This is a genomic window from Ligilactobacillus sp. UO.C109 (assembly GCF_026847815.1).
In the GTDB taxonomy this organism is placed as follows: domain Bacteria; phylum Bacillota; class Bacilli; order Lactobacillales; family Lactobacillaceae; genus Ligilactobacillus; species Ligilactobacillus salivarius.
The window spans coordinates 192,186-214,702 of sequence record NZ_JAPSFH010000027.1; the positions used below are offsets into that span (position 1 = coordinate 192,186).

Genomic DNA, 22,517 nt, shown 5'->3' on the forward strand with positions numbered 1-22,517 from the left:
TTATTTCTACTAACTTTTTGTTAGACTAAGTAATGAGATTTTTGATTTGTAAGAAGGGTAGATATGATTTATTTTGATAATAGTGCAACAACACAAGTGCTACCAGAAGTATTAAGTACTTATAATGCTGTTAGTGAAAAGATTTGGGGTAACCCATCTTCACTTCATGCGATGGGAGAACAAGCTTTTAATTTGTTAGAACAATCAAGAAAACAAATTGCTGACTTACTTCATTGCAATATTGATGAAATTTATTTTACAAGTGGTGGAACAGAAGGAGATAATTGGGTCGTAAAGGGAACTGCAATTGAAAAAAGACCATATGGACGACATATTATAACTAGCAGTGTTGAACACCCAGCTGTTTTAAATTCACTACATCAATTAGAAAAATTAGGTTATGATGTAACATATCTTCCGGTTGACGAAAATGGAAGAGTTTCTGCAGAAGATTTGAAAGCAGCTATCAGAAAGGATACAATTCTTGTTTCAATTATGGCTGTGAATAATGAAGTAGGAGCTATTCAACCATTGAAAGAAATTGCAGCAGTACTGGAAGATTTTCCTAAAATACATTTCCATGTTGATGCAGTTCAAGGTGTAGGTAAAGGTATTCAAGAATTATTAGAACAAGATAGAGTAGACTTCTTAACATTCTCTGGACATAAATTCCATGCACCTCGTGGCATTGGATTCATGTATAAAAAACGTGGTCGTATGATTGCACCATTGATGTCTGGTGGAGGTCAAGAAAAAGCTTTACGAAGTGGTACAGAGAATCTTCCTGCAATTGCAAGTATGGCTAAAGCTTTAAGATTGACTTTAGAAAATGAAGAAAAGAAAGTAGCACAACAAAAAGCTATTAAAGAAAAAATCTATAATCATATTTCTAAAAGATCTAAAGTAACAGTATTTTCTAAATTAAACGATGAATTTGCTCCACATATTTTATGTTTTGCAATCAGTGGAGTTCGTGGAGAAACTATTGTTCATGCTTTTGAAAATTATGATATCTATATTTCAACAACTAGTGCTTGCTCATCTAAAAAGGGAATAACATCTGGGACATTGACTGCAATGAAGATTCCAGATAATATTGCTACATCCGCTGTACGTATAAGTCTAGATGAAAAAAATACTTTAGCAGAAGCTGACAAATTTATTGAAATTTTTGATGTTCTATATGAAAAATTCAAAAAAATTAATTCTTAATTGAAAGGATAAGAAAATGCAATATACAGAAATAATGGTTCGTTACGGCGAACTATCTACTAAAGGTAAAAATAGAAAAAACTTCATTGATCGTTTAGGATTTAATGTGCGTGAAAGTTTGCATAGTTTTGAAAATTTGGTAATCAAGGCACATCGTGATCGTATGCATATCCAATTACATGGAGAAGATTACGAAGCTGTTATGAAACGTTTAAAGCAAGTTTTTGGGATCCAAAATTTCTCACCATCTATTAAAGTTGAACGTGATATAGAGAAAGTCAAGGCTACTGCGGTAGAAATGGTGAAAGAAAAATTCAAAGAAGGAATGACATTTAAAATCAATACTCGTCGTTCTGACCATAACTATCAATACGATACAAATGAGATGAATGATATTCTAGGTAGTCATATTTTACGTGAAGTTCCAGGTATTAAAGTGAAGATGAAAAATCCTGATATGACTTTACGTTGTGAAGTTCGTGCGGATGGTATTTATCTTTCACATGAAAAGATTGACGGTGCTGGTGGTTTACCTGTTGGAACTGCTGGTAAAGCAATGTTGATGCTTTCTGGTGGAATTGATTCACCAGTAGCTGGATATTTAGCAATGAAGCGTGGAGTGGATATTGAAATGGTTCATTTCTTCAGTCCTCCATATACAAGTGAACAAGCTTTGAATAAAGCTAAAGACTTAACTGCTAAATTGACACCATATGTTGGTAAGATAAGATTTATTCAAGTTCCATTTACTGAAATTCAAGAAACAGTTAAGGAAAAAGTGCCATCAGGATATTTAATGACAATTCAAAGAAGATTCATGTTGCGCTTAACAGAAGCAATTGCTCAAAGAAGAAAGGGATTAGCTATCTTTAATGGTGAAGCTTTAGGACAAGTAGCATCTCAAACACTTGAAAGTATGGCTGCCATTAACGATGTAACTACTATGCCAATTTTACGTCCAGTAGTTTCAATGGATAAAAATGAAATTATTAAAATAGCTCAAGATATTGATACTTTTGATTTGTCAATTATGCCATTTGAAGATTGCTGTACAATTTTTGCACCACCAGCTCCAAAAACTAAGCCACGTATTGATAAGGCACGTTACTATGAAGAACGTTTAGATGTAGATGCTTTAGTTCAACGAGCACTTGATGGCATTGAGATTACAGAAATTAAGATTGGTGATACTTTCTTAAACCAAGAAAAGAAAGTTTTTGCTGAATTACTATAAAAAGTATCTTGACGTATTACCTAGCAAAAGATAGAATATATCCATATAAGCAATGAACAAGAGGATTAAAAGAAGCTTGGATTAGAGAGAAATCGTCTGGTGAAAGATTTTCGATAGCTATTTTAATTGTAGCTTGTGAGCTGTTATCTTGAATAAAGTAGGGATAACCGGATTTCGATTCGTTAACAAGGATTTAAGTGGAGTTAAAAACTCAATTTAGGTGGTACCACGGCATTGTCGTCCTATTAAGTAGGATGGCAATGCCTTTTTCTTTGCTTAAAATTATGTAGAAAGGAATAATTATTATGACAAAAGAAGTAGAAATGTCAACTAAATACGATCCAAGTCAAGTAGAACCTGGCAGATATAAAGAATGGATCGAAAAAGGTTTATTTAAACCTAATGAAGATAAAGAAGCAAAACCATATTCAATCGTTATTCCACCACCAAATGTAACTGGTAAATTACATTTAGGTCATGCATGGGATACAACATTGCAAGATATGATAATTCGTCAAAAGAGAATGCAAGGCTTTGATACTTTATGGTTACCAGGGATGGACCATGCTGGTATTGCAACTCAAGCTAAGGTAGAGGCTAGATTAGCTGAAGATGGAATTTCTCGTTATGACTTAGGACGTGAAAAATTCGTAGAAAAAGTTTGGGAATGGAAAGGCGAATATGCTGACATCATTCATCAACAATGGGCTAAGTTAGGTTTGTCTTTAGATTACGATAGAGAAAGATTTACTTTAGATGATGGATTATCTAAAGCTGTAAGAAAAGTCTTCGTTACTTTGTACAAAAAAGGATTAATCTATCGTGGTGAATATATTATTAACTGGGATCCTAAAGCTCGTACTGCTTTATCAGATATTGAAGTTATTCATAAAGATGATAAAGGTGCATTTTACCATGTTAAATATCCATTTGCTGACGATACAACATTTAATGGTAAGAACTATATTGAAATTGCTACAACTCGTCCTGAAACTATGATGGGTGACGTAGCAGTTGCCGTAAATCCTGATGATGAACGTTATAAGGATATTGTAGGTAAGACTTTAGTTCTACCATTACAAGGTAGACATATTCCAATTATTGCTGACCAATATGTTGATCCTGAATTTGGTACAGGTATGGTTAAGATTACACCAGCTCATGACCCTAATGACTTTGAAGTAGGTAATAGACATAATTTGGAACGCATCAATACAATGAATGAAGATGCTACAATGAATGCTAATGCTGGTAAATATGAAGGCTTAGACAGATTTGAAGCACGTAAGGCAATCGTAGCTGATCTTGAAGAACAAGGCTACATGTTGAAGATTGAACCAATCGTACATAGTGTAGGACATTCTGAAAGAACAGGGGTACAAGTTGAATCACGTCTTTCAACACAATGGTTTGTAAAGATGAAACCTTTAGCAGAAGCAGCTTTAAAGAATCAAGAAACTGATGATAGAGTAGACTTTGTGCCACCTCGCTTTGAACATACATTTACACAATGGATGGAAAATGTTCATGATTGGGTTATTTCTCGTCAATTATGGTGGGGACACCAAATCCCAGCATGGTACCATAAAGAAACTGGTGAAATTTATGTAGGTGAAGAAGCACCTGAAGATATCGAAAATTGGGAACAAGATTCAGATGTATTGGATACATGGTTCTCTAGTGCATTATGGCCATTCTCAACAATGGGTTGGCCAGATACTAAAAGTCCTGATTTCAAGCGTTATTTCCCAACTAATACATTGGTTACAGGTTATGATATTATTTTCTTCTGGGTATCCAGAATGATTTTCCAAAGTGTTGAATTTACAAAACGTCGTCCATTTAAGAATGTTCTAATTCATGGTTTAATTCGTGATGAACAAGGACGCAAGATGAGTAAATCACTTGGAAATGGTATTGATCCAATGGATGTAATTGATAAGTATGGGGCAGATGCATTGAGATGGTTCTTATCTAATGGTTCTGCACCTGGCCAAGATGTGCGTTTCTCATATACAAAGATGGATGCTGCTTGGAACTTTATCAATAAGATTTGGAATGCAAGTCGTTTTGTTATCATGAACTTAGATAGCGATGTTGAATTAAGTTTACCAGAAGCATCTGAATGGCAATTAGCTGATAAGTGGATTTTGAGTCGTCTTAATGACACAGTTCGCGATGTAACTCGTTTATTCGATAGTTTTGAATTTGGTGAAGCTGGTCGCGCTCTATATAACTTCATTTGGAATGATTTCTGTGACTGGTACATTGAAATGGCTAAGGAAAATCTTACAGGTGAAGATGAAAAACTTAAGAAGAATACACAACGTATCCTACGTTATGTATTAGATCAAATTCTACGCTTAATGCATCCAATTATGCCATTTGTTACAGAAAAGATTTGGTTATCTATGCCACATGATGGTGCATCCTTGGTTGTTGCTGAATATCCTGTTGAACATGCTGAATTTGATAATCAAGTAGCAGAAAAAGACATGGATAATTTGATTGAGTTAATTAAAGCAGTACGTAACAGTCGTTCTGAAGTTAATGCTCCAATGTCTTCAGCAATTGATATTTTAATTAAGACAAAAGATGATGATACAAGAAAAGTGTTTGAAAACAATGTTGATTATATCAATCGTTTCTGTCATCCAAAACGTTTAGAAATAGCTGCAGATATTGAGGCACCTAAGTTAGCTATGACATCTGTTATCACAGGAGCAGAAGTTTACTTACCATTAGCTGATTTAATTGATTTAAATGAAGAAATTTCACGTTTACAAAAAGAAGCTAAGAAATTAGAAAGTGAAGTTACACGTGGTGAAAAGAAACTAGGTAATGAAAAATTTGTTGCCAATGCACCAGAAGCCGTTGTTGCTAAGGAAAAAGAAAAATTAGCTAATTATAAGCAACAACTTGCTGCAACTGAAAGTCGAATTGAAGAGTTAAAAGCTGAAATTTAAAACTGAAAGATATATTGTCCGATATATGGATAATATATCTTTTTTTATCTGTTATAATGGATGATGGTTAATACTATTAGAGAGAGGCAGAGAAATGTTCGTAAATAATTATAATGATGCCTTGGCATTTATTCATGGAAGAACTAAGTTTAAAAAGATCCCAACTTTAGATAGAATGAGGGATTTCATGAAGAGATTGGGAAATCCACATGAAAAAGTAAAAGCTATTCATGTAACAGGTACAAACGGTAAAGGATCGACAACAGCGTATTTGAGAGACTTAATAGCAGAACAAGGATATAATGTAGGAACATTTACATCACCATTTATCGAGAAGTTTAATGAGAGAATATCTGTAAATGGGAAAATGGTTAGTGATGAAGAAATTGTTCGTTTGGTTAATATAATTGGACCAGTAGTGAAAGAAATGGATTCAGATTGGCGTGATCGTGAAGGTGGACCAACAGAATTCGAAATTGTAACAGCGATGATGTTTGTTTATTTTGCTGAAGGACATGTTGACTATGCTGTAATTGAAGTAGGAATTGGTGGATTATTTGATTCTACTAATGTTATTACTCCGCTTATGTCAGTTATTACGACTGTTGCAATGGATCATGCTCATATTTTAGGCGATACAATTGCTAAAATTGCAACGCATAAAGCGGGTATAATCAAGTATAAAAAGCCAATCTTGATTGGTAAACTTCCAGATGAAGCAATAAAAGTAGTTAAACAAGTAGCTAAAGAAAAAGAAGCACCATTATTAATAATGGATAAAGATTTTTCCAGCAAAGTAAAGTTAGAACAAGGTTGGGGAGAAAAGTTTGATTTTTCAGACAGTAGAGGAGAAATAAGTAATATACATATCTCTATGGAAGGATTTCATCAAATAGAAAATGCAACTTTAGCTATTGAAACATTTATTCAATTTGCTGAACTTGAAGGAATTAATTATTCTAATAAAGATATAAAAAATGCAATTCAAAAAACACAATGGCTTGGAAGATTTGAACTTTTAAATAAAGAACCATTAGTGGTGATTGACGGTGCTCATAATACGGCAGCGATGAAAAGAATTTCCCAACTTTTGAGAAAAGAATTTGCGGATAGAGAAGTTTATGTTATTCTAGCTATTTTAGCTGATAAACAACCTAATGAAATGTTAGATGAGTTGTTAAAATTGCCAAATGTACATGTAACTGTAACTCGCTTTGAAGGACCACGAAAAGTAACAAAGTTGGCAGATTTTAAATTACATGATAATGTAAAGTATGTGGAACATTGGCAAGAAGCAATAGGTGAAGTCATATCTAATATGTCACTAGATGATATGTTATTGATAACTGGCTCTCTATATTTTATTTCTGAAGTTAGAAATAACTTTGAAGGATAAACATATAAAAACTCTTCTTTACGTACTTTAATAGTGAGAGGAGAGATTTTTATATGACACTAACTAATAATTATTCAGAAAAATATATAACAGACAAAATTATTCGCTTTGGAGCTGAGGCACTAACTAATAAAGAGTTATTGAAATTTATATTAACTACTAAAGTTTCACAAACATCTGCTAAGAATGTGATTAAGGATTTTTTTGATGAGCACCAAAGATTAAATGAACTACAATTTTTTAGTGATGAGGGACTAAAAAATTTGTGTAAGGATGATGAAAAAGTCGCTATAATTAGAGCACTAAGAGAATTTTCAGAACGCTATAAGGAAAAAGAAGGATTAGTTTTGGGGCAAATCTTTTCAAGTTGTATGTTTGGAAATTATATGATAGATAAAATTGGTGATAGTAAGCAGGAATTGTTGGTATGTGTATGCTTAGATACTAAGAATCAAGTATTGAGCGAAAAAGTGATTTTTAAAGGTACGTTAAATTCGGCTACGGTACATCCAAGAGAAATTTTTAAACATGCATTAAATTTTAGTTGTGCCAGAATTTTAGTAGCACATAATCATCCAAGCGGGAATGTCGAACCCTCAGAAAATGATATTCAATTAACTAAGAGATTGATTAATGCAGGAAAGATGATTGGAATTGAACTAATTGATCATGTAATTGTAGGTTCTGAAGTGTATTTAAGCTTAGCAGAAGAAAAAATAGTCGAATTTTAAGGTGGGTAACAATATGATTTTAGGAACAGTACATAAATTTAATAGAGAAAAGGGCTTTGGTTTTATAACTCCAGATGATAGCAAAGATGACGTTTTTGTTCATTTTTCAGCAATTCAAACTGAAGGATTTAAAACTTTACAAGAAGGTCAACGTGTATGTTTTGTAACGATTGAAGGAAAACGAGGACCACAAGCCGCTAATGTAGAACTTATTTCAGATTAACTTTATAAAAAAATTAATAATTTATAAAGTTTATGGATATACTTTAAAGAGTAAAAAAAATCGTGTATCCTATATGTTGAACTTAATTTAAACTAAACGATAATTGTTAAATATGATATAATACTCTTATCGTTATATTACCCTGCTCAGGGATTATGGAAGGGAAGAAAAATGGTGTTCGGAATCGGAACGAAAAACATAGGAATTGATTTAGGAACAGCAAATACAATTGTGTATGAAGAAGGTAAGGGTATTGTTTTACGTGAACCTTCTGTCGTAGCTAAAAACATAAAAACAGGAGAGGTCGTTTCCGTTGGTTCAGAAGCCAGAGATATGATTGGTCGTACTCCTGAAAGTATTGTAGCTATTAGACCAATGAAAGATGGTGTTATTGCTGATTACGATACAACAGTATCAATGATGCAATATTACATCCAAAAGGCTTTAGGAAACAAAGCTAACAAGCCTTACGTAATGGTATGTGTTCCTAGTGGTGTAACAGAAGTAGAAAAAAGAGCTGTCATAGATGCAACTCGAGTAGCTGGTGCTAGAGATGCTTATACAATTGAAGAACCTTTTGCTGCTGCAATAGGTGCTGGATTACCTGTTATGGACCCAACTGGTAATATGGTTGTTGATATCGGTGGTGGTACTACTGATGTAGCAACAATTTCTTTAGGTGGGATTGTATCAAGTCGTTCTATTAGAATGGCTGGTGATAAGATTGATGAAGCAATTATTTCTTACGTACGTAAAAACTTCAATCTTTTAATTGGTGAACGTACAGCTGAACAATTAAAAATGGACGTAGCATCTGCATCAGTTGAAGCTGCTAAAGATATTGAAAGTCAAAGTATTCGTGGTCGTGATTTAGTATCAGGATTGCCTCAAACAGTTGAAATTGAAGCTGTTGACGTAGCTAAAGCAATTCAAGAAGTTGTTCAAGAAATTATTGTAGCAATCAAAGAAACATTAGAAGAAACTTCTCCAGAAATTGCTGCTGATGTTATCGATCACGGAATTGTCCTTACTGGTGGTGGAGCTTTATTGAAACATTTACCTGAAGTTATTTCAGAAGCAACTAAAGTTCCAGTATTTGTGGCATCTGAACCTTTAGATTGTGTTGCTATTGGAACAGGTGAATCATTGAAGAGTATCGAAGTCATGAAAGACAAATAAACTAACTATTGAAGTCGTGTCGATTAGAAGGTAGTAGTGATTTCCTTTTAGTGATACGGCTTATTTTTTGAGTAAATCTTACTTGAAAAATAATAGTTATAGGAGGATCATACAATGCAAAAATCTTTTTTTAACAAAAAACTGGTTATTGTATTAATCGCATTAATTATAAGTTTCTTATTAATTGCATTTTCTATTGCTGTAAGAAATAATAGAAAGGCTCCTACATTTGTACAACAGATAGGAAATGATGCAGCTGGAATTGTTGATAGAGTAGTTAGTTATCCTTTAGATGGGGCTAAAAATGCGACATCTTCATTTTTTAATTTAATGAACACTTATCAAGAAAATCAACAATTAAAAAAGCAAGTAGATAGTTTAGCTGCAAAAGATGCAGAAAATCAAACTTTAAGAAAAGAAAACCAACAGTTAAAAGCACAACTAAAATTATCTAAAAGTTTAACTAATTATGATCAAGTTACTGCATATGTTTTAACTAGAACTCCTTCAACTTGGCAAAATCAAGTAACTATTAATAAAGGTTCACTTGCTGGAATTAAAAAGGGTGATTCTGTTTTATCTAGAAAGGGAATTGTTGGACGAATTACAGAAGTGAATAATTCTAATAGTAAGGTAGAGTTAATTTCTACAAATAATGATTCAGCTAATAGATTCGCTGTACAAGTGACAAGTAAATCTGGTGATGTTATCAATGGTTTGATTACTAATTACGACACTAATAGCGGTGATTTGGTAATGGGACAAGTAACTTCTAAGAAGAAAATTGAAAAAGGTACTAAAGTGGTAACATCTGGTATGGGTGGATCTACACCTAAAGGACTATTAGTTGGGACAGTTGAGAAAGTTTCTGATGATGATTATGGCTTACCATCTAAGATTTATATAAAGCCAGCTGCTGATTTGGATGACTTGAGTTTTGTGACAATTGCAGTAAGAACTGATGATTAGAGGTTAAAGTGATGAGAACAGAAAAAATAAATTACTATTTTCCAATCGGACTGTTTTTAGCAATGTTTTTAGATGGTGGTCTGACACAAGTGTTTGCAAAGTATATGTTTACTAACACAATGGTCATGGAAAGCAGGTTAGTATTACTTTTTATAGTAATGGCCGTCTGTTATGGAAATGTAGAGCATTTAGTAATGTGGTCTGCAATCGTTGGTTTATTTTATGATATGTTTTATACGGGTATTTTAGGTGTATTTACAATGATACTTCCTTTGATGGTATATGTAACAAAATATATGTTTCAGTTTTTCACACGATCGTTTATTGTGGTATTATTAATATACTTAATAGATATAACAATTGTGACATTTTTGTTCTTTTGGGCTAATTCACTAGTTGATTTTACGAATGCGACAATAACAGATTTAATTGGTAGAACTTTAGGACCAACTTTAATTTATAACTTAGCTTGGTTTGTAGTTTTATTCCTCCCATTAGAACACTTCTTCGAAACAAATTATTAAAGATGAGGGGTGTGTCAATGCAAAAGAGTGTTGTATTAAAGGGTTATAAAGATGGTTATGAAATTGAGTTAAAAGCAGATGCTGCTTTCTCACAGATATTAATTGAGTTAACTGAACTGTTTGAGCGATTAAAACATGAAAAAGAAAAGAATGATGAGAAAATTGTATTTAACATCAAAACAGGTGCAAGATTATTAACCATTGACCAAAAACATGAAATTGAAAAGATAGTTGATAACTACCCTAATTTTTTAGTACATAGAATTGTTTCTGATGTTATTAATATTAAAGAAGCATTGCAAATAATGGACAGTAAGAATGTGCATGTTAATGGCGATGTAATTCGTAATGGACAAGTTAAAGATATAACAGGGGATGTCCTATTTTTGGGAAATCTGCATCAAGGTGGAATCTTGAGAGCAACTGGAAATATTTATGTCATGGGTAGTGTTAGTGGAATTATTCATGCTGGTTTTGATAGTAATGTTCGATCTATTATTTTAGGAGATATTTCTGGGGCTCAACAACTTAGAATAGGAGATTTAGTTGACATTGTTGATGAGGAAAAAGTTACAGTTGGGACAGATTCATTAGTGTTTGTAAATGATCTACATGTTTTGGAATTTACAAGTATTGACAAGTTAAAATCTCTACGTCCAAAGATATTTAATCAGGTAGGAGGCTTTTAAAATGGGAAAAGCAATAGTTATTACCTCTGGCAAGGGCGGTGTTGGAAAGACTACTACAACTGCTAATTTAGGAACAGCACTTGCTTTACTAGGAAAAAGGGTATGTTTGGTTGATTTAGATATAGGTTTAAGAAATTTAGATGTTATATTAGGACTGGATAACCGCATTATTTATAATATTGTTGATGTTGCTCAAGGAACAGCAAAATTACATCAAGCTTTAATTAAAGATAAGCGATTTGATGATAAGCTCTATTTATTGCCAGCCGCTCAAAATACTGATAAGTCTGCCTTAGAGCCAGAAGAAGTTAAAGCAATTGTAGAAGAATTAAAGCCGGATTTCGATTATATCTTATTAGATTGTCCTGCTGGAATTGAACAAGGTTTCATGAATGCTGTCGCTGGAGCAGATGAAGCGATTGTTGTTTCTACACCTGAGATTTCTTCAGTTAGAGATGCTGATAGAGTTGTTGGATTACTTGAACAAAAAGAACTTACAGAGCCACCAATGTTAGTTATTAGCCGTATTCGTCGCCATATGATGAATGACGGAGATATGATGGATGTTGATGAAATTACACATCATTTATCAATTAAATTAATTGGAATTGTTTTTGATGATGATGAGGTTATTTCATACTCTAACAAGGGTGAACCAATTGTGTTGAATGAAAAAAATCCAGCTTCACAAGGATATCGTAATATTGCCCGCCGTTTAGAAGGTGAAACAGTACCTTTAATGACAATTAGAGAAACAGAAAAAGGCGGCTTTATGAAAAAATTCATTAGTTGGTTTAAAAAATAAGTGATAATTTCTTGACAATTTCTAATTAAAATGTTAATTTATTATCATCATAAATAAAGACGATGAACGGAAGAGTAGATGAAGTACGGACGCCGAAAGAGAGTATCTTTATCAGCTGAAAGGGATACCGATCCACTTGATTGAACCACACCCGTGAGTTTATAGGTTGAATATTTTAGTAGGCCTATACGTGTTATTGCGTTAAGATGTGAGTTATACGTATGTGTAACTTGATGAGGCTACTTTCGTGAGAATTTAGCAAAATCGAGGTGGAACCGTACTTTCATAGTGCCCTCTTAGATCGACTAGATCTAGGAGGGCTTTTTGTTTATGATAATAACTTACTTTTTGTTTTACTAGCTAGTTTAATGATTAATTAATTGATTTACATTAGGAGGATAAAGGATGAATTATGTATTAGAAGTGTTACCATCATTATTGGATGGTGCAAAAATGACTTTACAAATCTTTTGTTGGACTCTAATTGGTTCTTTACCATTGGGGTTGATCGTAGGGTTGGCATTAATTTCACGATTTAGATTATTAAAAGCAATTTTAAGATTTTATGTATGGTTGATGAGAGGGACACCTTTATTACTACAATTGATTTTTGTATTTTATGGTTTGCCTTTAGTAGGGTTAACATTAGGACGATTTGATGCAGCATTATTTGCGTTTATTCTAAACTATACTGCATATTTTGCTGAAATTTTCCGTGGTGGTTTACAATCAATTGACAAAGGTCAGTATGAAAGTGCTAAAGTTTTACGCTTAACTTACTGGCAAACAATTAGAAAAATAGTAACACCTCAAGTTGTAAAGATTGTATTACCTTCTATTGGAAATGAAGTTATTAATTTAGTTAAAGATTCTAGTTTAGTTTACGTAATCGGTATTGGAGATTTATTAAGAGCTGGAAATGTTGCAACAAGTAGAGATGTTACACTAGTTCCATTGGTAATGGTAGGTGTTGTTTACCTAGTTATGACAGCAGTTTTAACCTTTATTTTAAGAAAATTAGAACAATACTACAGTTACTGGAAATAAGGAGGTTAGCATATGTTAGAGTTAAAGAATATTAGTAAAAGCTTTGGCGATAAAGTTATTTTAAATAATTTGAATTTAGAAGTTAAAGATGGTGAAATTCTATGTATCGTTGGTCAATCAGGTGGTGGTAAAACAACACTTTTAAGATGTATTAGTGGACTAGAAAAGATTGACGGCGGTCAAATTTTAATTGATGGTCAAGCATTTGATCCATATACAAATGAAAATAATGATTCTGTTATCGGTGTAGTATTCCAAGAATATAATTTATTCCCACACCTTACAGTTTTACAAAACGTAACTTTAGCACCTACTATGGTTTTAAAAAAGAAGAAAGAAATTGCTGAAACTGAAGCTAAGAATTTATTAAATGGTTTAGCTTTAGAAGGAAAGGAAGGATTATATCCATTCCAATTATCTGGCGGTCAAAAACAACGTGTGGCAATTGCACGAGCTCTAGCGATGAAACCACAAATTTTATGTTATGACGAACCAACTTCTGCTTTAGATCCAGGATTGACAGCTACAGTTAAAGATATCATTTTGAACTTGAAAAAAGAAGGAATGACACAAATTATTGTAACTCACGACATGGATTTTGCAGAAGAGATTGCAGATAATATTTTGAAAGTGAAACCCTTAGGCTATTAATGAGAGTGGTGATTTCTTTGAAGAAAATTGTAAAAATTATTACTTGCTTGTTAGCATTCTTAATAGTAGGAACAACTTTAGCAGGTTGTACAAATGTTAGAAAACGTGCTAATGATCAAGATAATTGGAAGAAGATTGAGAAGAAAAAGAAAGTAGTTATTGGTTTAGATGATAGTTTTGTTCCAATGGGATTTCGTGAAAAGGATGGTTCTTTAGTAGGATTTGACGTAGATTTGGCTAGAGAAGTATTCAAGCGTTATGGAATTGATGTAGATTTTCAAACAATAGATTGGTCTATGAAGGAAACAGAACTAAGAAATGGAACTATTGATCTAATTTGGAACGGATATACAGTAAATCCAGAGCGTAAAAAGACTGTAGCTTTTAGTGTTCCATATTTACGTAATCAACAAGTTCTTGTATCTAAAAAGAAAGAAAATATTTATGGTGCTAAGAGCATGAGAGGAAAGGCATTAGGGCTACAATCAGGTTCATCTGGTTATGAATCTTATATGTCACAACCTAAATTATTAAAGAACTACGTAAAAGAAGCAGTTCAATATGATACATTCAATAATGCATTTTTAGACTTAAATGCTAATAGAATTCAAGGATTATTAATTGACAGTGTTTATGCAGACTATTATGTTGCACACGAACCTGATCCTAATAGCTATCGTATTAGTGATGTTGGATTTGAATCCGAAAATTTTGCTGTAGGTATGCGTAAAGGTGATAAAACTTTACAAAAGAAGATTAATGTAGCATTAGCTCAAATGGCAAAAGATGGAACCTTGCAAAAAATAAGTGATAAATGGTTTGGTACTACCAAAATGGTACCTTTGAAAGAGATTGAGAATCAAAAAATTGATTAAGGAAATTTATTAAAATGAAGAAGAGAAAGCTAATATATTCTTTAATAGTAGGTTTAGTGATATTGATTTTACTTGGGATAACAGGTGGAAGCTATTATTTAGTTAGTTATGCTTTTAAACCAGACCTAACAGTTAAGTCAGGACCAAAAGGAAAAGTTGATAAGAAATTACTAGCAGATCAAAATTGGTTAAAGAAACAAAATTATCAAAATTGGTATGAAGAATCTGCTACAGATAATTTAAAACTTAGAGCTATTTATTTACCAGCGGAGAATAAAACTAATAAAACCATTATCGTCGCTCATGGATATAAAGGAGAAGCGATGCATATGGCTAGATATATTAGACTATTTCATAATTTAGGTTATAATGTTTTAGCTCCAGATGATAGGGCAAGTGGACAGAGTCAAGGTAAATATATTACATTCGGCTGGCCAGATAGACTGGATTATGTGAAATGGATTAAACAAGTTATTGCTAAGAAAGGGTCTGATTCACAGATTGGACTATTTGGTGTAAGTATGGGTGGCGCTACTGTTATGATGGTAAGTGGAGAACGTCTACCTAAACAAGTAAAAGCAATTGTTGAAGATTGTGGATATTCAAGTATAGAATCGGAATTAAGCGAACAATTAAAGCAACAATTTAATTTGCCTAAAGAACCGATGATAACTGCAGCACGAATTATGGGAACAATTCGAATTGGATATGACTTTGGTAAGGGCAGTTCAACAAAGCAGTTAGAAAAGAATAAGTTACCGATTTTCTTTATTCATGGAGATAGTGATACCTTTGTACCAACGAAAATGGTATATGAAAATTATAAAGCAACTTCAGCCCCTAAAAAGTTATGGGTAACTAAAAATACAGGACATGCAAATTCATATAATAACCATCCTAAAGAGTATCAAAAAAGAGTAAATGAATTTTTTAATAAATATCTAAAATAAAAATGAGACTAGAGAAGTCATAAAAGATTTCTCAGTCTCATTTTTTAATTCATAAAACTTGCAATTGCTGATAGGACAACACTACCAATTGTAAAGATAAGCATTAGCCATACAACAACTAAAGTTATTTTTTGGAAAGTAGAACGCTCTTTCTTTGTTTTTTTAGCCACATTTTTCACCCTTTATCATATTATCATGTTTAACTATAAACTATTATTATGCTAAAAATCAATAGTTGTCACTGATTTTATAAAATTAGATAATCATTGTTGAAATTTATACAAGATGAATTTATAATAATAGGAAAATAGAATTAAAATTTTCTTAATATAATTAAATTTAGGAGAAATATTTTTAAGTTTGAGGAGGAATTATAATGAAAATTATGGTTCAAAAATTTGGTGGAACTTCTGTCCAAGATGATGAATCAAGAAAGTCTGCCATGCGACATATTGAACATGCAGTAAATGAAGGATATAAGGTGGCAATCGTTGTATCTGCAATCGGAAGAAAAGGTGCCCCTTATGCAACTGATTCATTACTTAGCTTGGTAGGTGGTGAAAGAACCAAACTTACTCCTCGTGAATTAGATATGATTGTTTCTGTGGGGGAAGTTATTTCAACAGCAGTTTTTACACAAATGTTAAAAGAAAATGGATTTAACGCCGTAGCTATGACAGGTCCAGATGCTGGTTTTAGAACAAATAATGACTATCAAAATGCTAAAGTTTTAGAAGTGAAGACAGACGCTGTATTAGATGCATTCGCTTCTCATGATGTAGTAGTGGTTTCTGGATTCCAAGGAATGTCAGAAGAAGGGCACGTCACAACTTTAGGTCGTGGTGGATCTGATACATCAGCTGCTTTATTGGCAGTTGCATTAGATGCAGAACGTGTTGATATTTTCACTGATGTTTCTGGTATGATGACAGCTGACCCTCGAATTGTAAAGAACGCGCATTTCTTGAAAACAGTTAGCTATGACGAAGTTGCTAATATGGCTCATGAAGGTGCAAAGGTAATTCATCCACGTGCTGTTGAAGTTGCGCATCAAGCACATTTACCAATGAGAATTCGTTCAACTTGGGATGATGTGGATGAGTTGGGAACATTAGTTACTGATAAGAACCTTAGCATTGAACATTATCGTACAGTTACAGGTATTGCACATCAAACAGGCTTAACACAAATCAACCTTTCAGTTAACAATACAGAAGCTGAAAAGATCTTCAAAGTGTTAGCTGAAAATGATGTAAGTATTGATTTTATCAATATTTCACCTAAGCAAGTTGTTTTCAATACAAGTCGTGAAGATGGATTAAAAGCTAAAAAAATCTTTGAAGAATATAATATACCAGTGAACTTTGTTGAAAATTGTGTTAAAGTATCTATTATTGGTGGCGGTATGGTAGGAACCCCAGGTGTTATTGCTAAAATGGTTACAGCACTTTCAAAAACTGGGGTTGAAATCTTACAAACAGCTGATAGTGATACCACTGTTTGGATTTTAGTGACTGAAGATAACTTCAAACTAGCAGTTAATACCTTACATGAAGCCTTCTTAGAAAATTAAGGATGTGGAGATTGTGTTACGAAGTTGGATAGTTCAGCTGTGTATAGTGGTTTTTCTATGGATAGTATTGACTATGTTTAAAAATAGATTCAAAAATATTTGGCCTCGACGTTTAAAGAAATTAGATGTTTTATGTATATTCTTAATAATTGCAATTCATTTTACTTCTATTGAATTGATAGGAATATCATTATTTCCATATTTGGTGTTTGTAATGTCTGTTGTGGGCTTGATAATGATATTTGCTAGTGCATATAGAAGTGGTGATATTGTTTATGGTGTATTTTGGACCAGATTTATTAGAATTTTAGATTTAGTAACACTGTTTACATACTTTATTGTATTAATAATGACAATTTTTAAGGCTATTTTATTGTAGTGATATAGAGCGATTGGAAGAGATTCCAGTTGCTTTTTTTATTGGCAAATAAAATTATAAGAATGAACTTAAGTAAATCTATAACTGAAATATATTTGAAATTTTTTTAAAATCAAAAATTAATAATTATTAAGTGGTTTTTAGGGGAAATTATATGGTTAGAAGTGGGGAATTGTGGTACTATAAATATGGTGTTATGTAAGGTGGTGAAGTAGAATGTTCATGGGAGAGTATAGACATACGATTGACGCCAAAGGAAGATTGATCGTACCCGCCAAATTTCGCGAACAATTAGGGAATTCCTTTGTTGTAACACGTGGAATGGACGGGTGCTTATTTGGATATACTCAAGAAGAATGGAACATTCTAGAAACTAAATTACAAAAATTACCACTTACAAAGAAAGACGCCCGTGCTTTCGTTCGTTTTTTTTATTCAGCTGCAACTGAATGTGAAATTGATAAGCAGGGTAGAATAAATATTCCTAAATCTCTACGTACACATGCCGCCTTACAAAAAAAGTGTGTTGTTGTAGGGGTATCTAATCGTTTTGAAATCTGGAGCGAAGATAGATGGGATGCTTTTGCTGATGAGGCAGAAGAAAACTTTGATGATATAGCAGAAAATATGATTGATTTTGATCTTTAGAGGAGGATATATGGCTGAATTTAAGCATATTACAGTATTATTAAATGAAGCTGTAGATGGTCTGAATATTAAGCCAGATGGAACTTACGTTGATTGTACCTTGGGTGGTGGCGGTCATAGTGGTTTGATACTAAGTAAGTTATCAGAAAATGGGAAATTATATTCATTTGACCAAGATATAACAGCTATTAATTTTAATAAGGATAAGTTTAAAGAAGAAAATGAACTGGGACAGATTAACTTTATCAAAAGTAATTTTAGAAATATTTCTGAAGAGTTAAATAAAAGAAATATTTTGGGAGTAGATGGAATTCTCTATGACTTGGGTGTCTCATCGCCGCAGTTCGACAATGCAGATCGTGGTTTTAGTTATAACTATGATGCTCCTCTAGATATGAGAATGGATCAAAGTCAATCATTAACAGCTAGAGATGTGGTAAATGACTGGAGTTATGAACAATTAGTGAGAATTTTCTTCCGTTACGGTGAAGAAAAATTTGCTAAGTCAATTGCTCGTAGAATTGAGAAAGTTAGACAGCAAACACCAATTGAGACAACTGGTCAACTGGTTGATCTTATTAAAGAAGCTATTCCGGCTAAGGCCCGTAGAAAAGGTGGACATCCAGCTAAAAAAACATTCCAGGCAATTAGGATTGCAGTTAATGATGAATTAGGTGCATTGGAAGAATCTTTGGAGCAAGCTTTAGATTTATTAAATCCTGGTGGTCGTATTAGTGTAATTACCTTCCAATCATTGGAGGATCGATTAGTTAAGGTAATGTTTAAGCAGAAGACAAGTCTACCAGAATTACCTCCCGGATTACCAGTAATTCCGGATAGCCAAAAAGTTGAGTACAAACTGATTACAAGAAAGCCGATAGTACCAAGTGAAGATGAGATTACACACAATAATCGTGCTCACTCGGCTAAATTAAGAATAATTGAAAAATTGTAGTGTAGTAGGAAGTGGTCGTTATGGAACAAACAGCTCGTAAACTTAACCAACAACCAAGAATAGTACATAATAACGAGCCTGAGAAAAAATACATAGTTCAATCATCTCCTTACAGAAGTAAGATGATGAAATTGTTTGCTGGATCAATGGTATGGATAGGAGTTATGACTACCATGGTAATTTCAGCAAATGTTAAATTAACAAATGCACAGTTGAATTTACAAGATACAACAAGCAAAATTACAAAAATCCAAGGTTCTAATACTAATATGAAACAGGAAATTAGTGAGTTATCAAGTAAATCTCGTCTAAGCAAAATAGCTAAAGATAGTGGTTTAAAGATGAATACAAAGAATACAAGGAATGTTACTAAATGAACACAAATAATAAACGTCCTATAAAAGAAAGACAACAAAGGATGATGTACAATCGAAAGTATTTTGGGAGGGGAATATTTTTTATTGTTCTTATCGTTTTTATTGTTTTTATCGGACGTTTTTTTCGTGTAGCTGTAGGACATAAAATATATGGTGTGGATCTAAATAAGAGTACACAACAGCTATACGCAAGTAAAACTGAGATAAAAGCGAAACGTGGAACAATATATGATGCAGCTAATCAACCAATTGCTGAGGATACGACTACTTACTCAATATATATAGTTCTCTCTAAAACTGCAGTTGCTTATGGAAAAAAAGAATATTTACCGGATTCCCAAAAGAAGAAAGCTGCTAAAGTTTTAAGTGATAATTTAAATATTAGTTATAAAAGAGTATTACAAATTTTGAATCCTAAAGATAAGAATACTTATCAAGTTGAATTGGGAAATGTTGGTAAGAATATCTCTCTTGAAACTAAGAAAAAGATAGATTCTTATCATTTAACAGGTATAAAATTTACACCATCACAGTCTAGGTTATATCCTAATGGTGTTTTTGCTTCACATTTGATAGGGTTAGCTGAATCGGAGGATAAAAAGCTAGTAGGTATTATGGGACTAGAAAAAGTATTTAATAAACAATTATCTGGTCGCGATGGAATAAATAATACTGCTACAGATAGTTACGGTGTTCAGTTGCCGGGATCTTCTAAAAAGAAACGAAGCGTTCAAAATGGCGATGACATCTATACAACATTGGATCCTAAGATTCAAACTGCCTTAGAAAATTTACTTACACAAAAGCAAAAGAAATTTAAGGCTGCATCAATTAATGCGGTTGTTATGGATTCACATACTGGTAAGATAGTAGCAGCTAGCCAACGTCCGACATTTGATGCTCAAACAAAAGAAGGTTTAACAAATGTTTGGAGAAATACACTGTTAGAGGATGCATACGAACCAGGATCGACTATGAAAGTTTTGACAGTTGCATCTGCAATTAATAGTGGAAATTATGATTCAAATGCAACTTATAGATCTGGATCATATGTGATTGATGGATCTACAGTGTACGACTGGAATCGTTCTGGATGGGGCAATATTACAGTTAAAGAAGGCTTTATGCGTTCATCTAATGCTGTAATGGCTCAACTTGAACAAAAAATGGGTAAGAAAACCTGGATGAGTTATATTAGAAAATTTGGTTTACTTCGCCCAGTAGGTGCAGGTTTAGGTGCAGAATCTAGTGGTAATATCAATTACACATATGCATTTGATCAAGCTAATACGGCTTATGGTCAAGCGATAGATGTTACTGTTATTCAAATGATGCAGGCTTTTTCTGCAATTGCTAATAAGGGTAAGATGGTTAAGCCACGCTTGGTAGATAAAATAGTTGATCCTAATACAGGAAAAACAGTTTATAAATCAAAAACACAAGTGGTCGGTAAACCAATTACTGCAAAAACAAGTAAGAAAGTTTTAGATATGATGGAAGCTGTTGTCTATGACGAAAAAGGTCTTGGACAAGATTATGCAATTGATGGCTATAAGATAGCAGCTAAAACAGGAACTGCCCAAATCGCTAATTCAAACGGAACAGGTTATTTGAGCGGTAGTTCTAATTATATCTTATCAGTTGTAGGAATGGCGCCTGCCGATAATCCAAGATATATTATGTATTTGACTGTAAAACAACCAAAATCATTTGGAAATAATGATGCTACTAAGAATCTATCAACTATTTTCAACCCAATTATGAAAAAAGTTTTAGATTCAAGTCAAGTAAACAATACTAATTCTGGTACAGTTAAAGTCGAAAATGTTGTTGGAAACTCAGTTGATGATGCTAAAGATAAAATTTCAAAACAAGGCTTGGTACCTGTTGTAGTTGGTAGTGGTGATAAAGTAGAGAAACAATCAGTCGAGGGAGATCAGACTGTTATTTCTGGAGAAAAAGTATTATTATTGACAAATGGAACGAAAACTATGCCAGACATAAATGGATGGTCAAGAAATGATATTGCTAAACTGGCTGATTTAACTGGAATTACAGTTAATTATACTGGATCTGGTTATGCATACTACCAAAGTATAGCGGCTGGAGGAGCACTTAAGAAATCTGATATAGTTGAAGTAAAATTAAAATAGGAGAGAGAAAATGAATTCAATGTTATTGATTATAGCACCGGCTGTATGTGCATTTATTTTGACAGTGATTTTTGTACCAATGTTCATCAGCTACTTTAGAAAAAGAAAAGAAGGACAAATGATTCGTGAAGAAGGTCCAAAATGGCATCAGAAAAAATCTGGTACACCAACAATGGGTGGATTTGTTTTTAATCTAGCAATTCTTACAGTTGTTTTGGTTTTTGGACTATTAACTAAAAATTTACATGCTAAATTATTAATAATCACCTTTATCTTAGTTTTATATGGCTTTTTAGGTTTCTGGGATGATTCTATTAAATTATGGAAGAAACAGAATGAAGGTTTGAAAGCTTGGCAAAAATTTCTTGGCCAAGTAGTAGGTGCACTTCTTTTCGTATTTGTTTTTGTGCATGAAAAACTTCCATTATCTTTAGCGTTATTTGGACATGAATTACATTTAGGATTAGTGTTGTATACACTATTTGCTATTTTCTGGTTAGTAGGTTTTTCTAATGCAGTGAACTTAACTGATGGAATTGACGGACTAGTTTCAGGACAGGCAATAATAGCTTTTGCAACCTATGGAATTATAGCTTATTATCAAGGCCAATTTGATGTATTACTATTCTGTGCTACAGTAATTGGTGCATTACTTGGCTTTATTATCTTCAATCATAAACCAGCTAAAATTTTTATGGGTGACATGGGTTCATTAGCGTTAGGTGGTGCGTTGGCTGCTGTTTCTCTAATGACACATCATGAATTAGCTTTATTAGTTATAGGTTTCGTCTTTGTTATGGAAACAGCAAGTGTAATTTTACAAGTTGCCTCATTCAAGTTAACTGGCAAAAGAATTTTTAAAATGAGTCCAATTCATCATCACTTTGAAATGTGTGGCTGGAGTGAATGGAGAATTGATATTACTTTTTGGTGTATAGGAATTATTTGTTCAGCAATCGCATTAGCGTTTATTCTATAAAA

The 22,517-nt window shown here is 33.0% G+C and carries 23 protein-coding genes and 2 other annotated features; of the genes, 22 read left to right on the plus strand and 1 reads right to left on the minus strand.

Features of this window, described 5'->3' with window-relative positions; translation table 11 throughout:
* Window positions 1-63: 63 nt before the first annotated feature.
* From OZJ21_RS05145 to OZJ21_RS05215, 15 genes are all read left to right on the plus strand, one after another.
* Window positions 64-1,212: a cysteine desulfurase family protein gene (locus tag OZJ21_RS05145; RefSeq protein WP_003707515.1), complete on the plus strand. Its 1,149-nt coding sequence runs from the start codon at window positions 64-66 to the stop codon at window positions 1,210-1,212.
* A gap of 16 nt (window positions 1,213-1,228) precedes the next feature.
* Window positions 1,229-2,446, plus strand: coding sequence for a tRNA uracil 4-sulfurtransferase ThiI (gene thiI / locus OZJ21_RS05150; RefSeq protein WP_003706467.1), 1,218 nt, complete (start codon window positions 1,229-1,231; stop codon window positions 2,444-2,446).
* A gap of 43 nt (window positions 2,447-2,489) precedes the next feature.
* Window positions 2,490-2,694 (plus strand) — a binding site (T-box leader).
* Window positions 2,695-2,751: 57 nt separating this feature from the next.
* On the plus strand, window positions 2,752-5,412 hold the full coding sequence (locus OZJ21_RS05155; RefSeq protein ID WP_187397826.1) for a valine--tRNA ligase: 2,661 nt from the start codon (window positions 2,752-2,754) through the stop codon (window positions 5,410-5,412).
* Window positions 5,413-5,506: 94 nt separating this feature from the next.
* Window positions 5,507-6,808, plus strand: a complete 1,302-nt coding sequence (locus OZJ21_RS05160) for a bifunctional folylpolyglutamate synthase/dihydrofolate synthase (RefSeq protein ID WP_268857526.1) — start codon at window positions 5,507-5,509, stop codon at window positions 6,806-6,808.
* A gap of 53 nt (window positions 6,809-6,861) precedes the next feature.
* The gene (gene radC / locus OZJ21_RS05165) at window positions 6,862-7,539 is read left to right on the plus strand and encodes a RadC family protein (protein ID WP_268857527.1); all 678 of its coding nucleotides are present in this window, start codon (window positions 6,862-6,864) and stop codon (window positions 7,537-7,539) included.
* 13 nt (window positions 7,540-7,552) lie between these two features.
* Window positions 7,553-7,762 (plus strand): cold-shock protein, encoded by a 210-nt coding sequence (locus tag OZJ21_RS05170; protein WP_003710335.1) that lies wholly within the window; start codon window positions 7,553-7,555, stop codon window positions 7,760-7,762.
* A 174-nt stretch (window positions 7,763-7,936) separates the two neighbouring features.
* On the plus strand, window positions 7,937-8,941 hold the full coding sequence (locus OZJ21_RS05175; protein ID WP_003710333.1) for a rod shape-determining protein: 1,005 nt from the start codon (window positions 7,937-7,939) through the stop codon (window positions 8,939-8,941).
* 114 nt (window positions 8,942-9,055) lie between these two features.
* On the plus strand, window positions 9,056-9,910 hold the full coding sequence (gene mreC, locus OZJ21_RS05180; protein ID WP_003700471.1) for a rod shape-determining protein MreC: 855 nt from the start codon (window positions 9,056-9,058) through the stop codon (window positions 9,908-9,910).
* A gap of 11 nt (window positions 9,911-9,921) precedes the next feature.
* Window positions 9,922-10,434 carry a rod shape-determining protein MreD gene (gene mreD, locus OZJ21_RS05185; protein ID WP_268857528.1) on the plus strand — a complete coding sequence of 171 codons (513 nt, stop codon included), beginning with the start codon at window positions 9,922-9,924 and terminating at the stop codon, window positions 10,432-10,434.
* 17 nt (window positions 10,435-10,451) lie between these two features.
* Window positions 10,452-11,123, plus strand: coding sequence for a septum site-determining protein MinC (locus tag OZJ21_RS05190; protein ID WP_268857529.1), 672 nt, complete (start codon window positions 10,452-10,454; stop codon window positions 11,121-11,123).
* Window position 11,124: 1 nt separating this feature from the next.
* Window positions 11,125-11,928 carry a septum site-determining protein MinD gene (gene minD / locus OZJ21_RS05195; protein ID WP_003700467.1) on the plus strand — a complete coding sequence of 268 codons (804 nt, stop codon included), beginning with the start codon at window positions 11,125-11,127 and terminating at the stop codon, window positions 11,926-11,928.
* Between the two features lie 53 nt (window positions 11,929-11,981).
* Window positions 11,982-12,227 (plus strand) — a binding site (T-box leader).
* Between the two features lie 106 nt (window positions 12,228-12,333).
* The gene (locus tag OZJ21_RS05200; protein ID WP_003700466.1) at window positions 12,334-12,975 is read left to right on the plus strand and encodes an amino acid ABC transporter permease; all 642 of its coding nucleotides are present in this window, start codon (window positions 12,334-12,336) and stop codon (window positions 12,973-12,975) included.
* A 12-nt stretch (window positions 12,976-12,987) separates the two neighbouring features.
* A complete protein-coding gene (locus OZJ21_RS05205) occupies window positions 12,988-13,626 on the plus strand; it encodes an amino acid ABC transporter ATP-binding protein (RefSeq protein WP_003706461.1) in 639 nt (212 codons plus the stop codon).
* A complete protein-coding gene (locus OZJ21_RS05210) occupies window positions 13,626-14,501 on the plus strand; it encodes an amino acid ABC transporter substrate-binding protein (protein ID WP_268857530.1) in 876 nt (291 codons plus the stop codon). The genes OZJ21_RS05205 and OZJ21_RS05210 overlap by 1 nt, the downstream gene beginning before the upstream one ends.
* A gap of 14 nt (window positions 14,502-14,515) precedes the next feature.
* Window positions 14,516-15,451, plus strand: a complete 936-nt coding sequence (locus OZJ21_RS05215; RefSeq protein WP_268857531.1) for an alpha/beta hydrolase — start codon at window positions 14,516-14,518, stop codon at window positions 15,449-15,451.
* A 44-nt stretch (window positions 15,452-15,495) separates the two neighbouring features.
* Here the strand turns inward: OZJ21_RS05215 and OZJ21_RS05220 are convergent, their stop codons facing one another.
* Window positions 15,496-15,621 carry a DUF4044 domain-containing protein gene (locus OZJ21_RS05220; RefSeq protein ID WP_003706458.1) on the minus strand — a complete coding sequence of 42 codons (126 nt, stop codon included), beginning with the start codon at window positions 15,619-15,621 and terminating at the stop codon, window positions 15,496-15,498.
* Window positions 15,622-15,827: 206 nt separating this feature from the next.
* Between OZJ21_RS05220 and dapG the strand changes: the two genes are divergently transcribed.
* The 7 genes from dapG (at window position 15,828) to mraY (ending at window position 22,515) form a co-directional block, all read left to right on the plus strand.
* Window positions 15,828-17,024, plus strand: a complete 1,197-nt coding sequence (gene dapG / locus OZJ21_RS05225) for an aspartate kinase (RefSeq protein ID WP_003706457.1) — start codon at window positions 15,828-15,830, stop codon at window positions 17,022-17,024.
* A 13-nt stretch (window positions 17,025-17,037) separates the two neighbouring features.
* Window positions 17,038-17,403, plus strand: a complete 366-nt coding sequence (locus OZJ21_RS05230; RefSeq protein ID WP_081530606.1) for a DUF3397 domain-containing protein — start codon at window positions 17,038-17,040, stop codon at window positions 17,401-17,403.
* Between the two features lie 216 nt (window positions 17,404-17,619).
* A complete protein-coding gene (gene mraZ / locus OZJ21_RS05235; protein ID WP_204770786.1) occupies window positions 17,620-18,051 on the plus strand; it encodes a division/cell wall cluster transcriptional repressor MraZ in 432 nt (143 codons plus the stop codon).
* Window positions 18,052-18,061: 10 nt separating this feature from the next.
* On the plus strand, window positions 18,062-19,006 hold the full coding sequence (gene rsmH / locus OZJ21_RS05240) for a 16S rRNA (cytosine(1402)-N(4))-methyltransferase RsmH (RefSeq protein WP_268857532.1): 945 nt from the start codon (window positions 18,062-18,064) through the stop codon (window positions 19,004-19,006).
* 20 nt (window positions 19,007-19,026) lie between these two features.
* Window positions 19,027-19,383, plus strand: a complete 357-nt coding sequence (gene ftsL, locus OZJ21_RS05245; protein WP_003700455.1) for a cell division protein FtsL — start codon at window positions 19,027-19,029, stop codon at window positions 19,381-19,383.
* Window positions 19,380-21,536, plus strand: a complete 2,157-nt coding sequence (locus tag OZJ21_RS05250; RefSeq protein WP_268857533.1) for a penicillin-binding transpeptidase domain-containing protein — start codon at window positions 19,380-19,382, stop codon at window positions 21,534-21,536. The genes ftsL and OZJ21_RS05250 overlap by 4 nt, the downstream gene beginning before the upstream one ends.
* Before the next feature lie 10 nt (window positions 21,537-21,546).
* The gene (mraY, locus tag OZJ21_RS05255) at window positions 21,547-22,515 is read left to right on the plus strand and encodes a phospho-N-acetylmuramoyl-pentapeptide-transferase (protein WP_442916308.1); all 969 of its coding nucleotides are present in this window, start codon (window positions 21,547-21,549) and stop codon (window positions 22,513-22,515) included.
* Window positions 22,516-22,517: the final 2 nt, after the last annotated feature.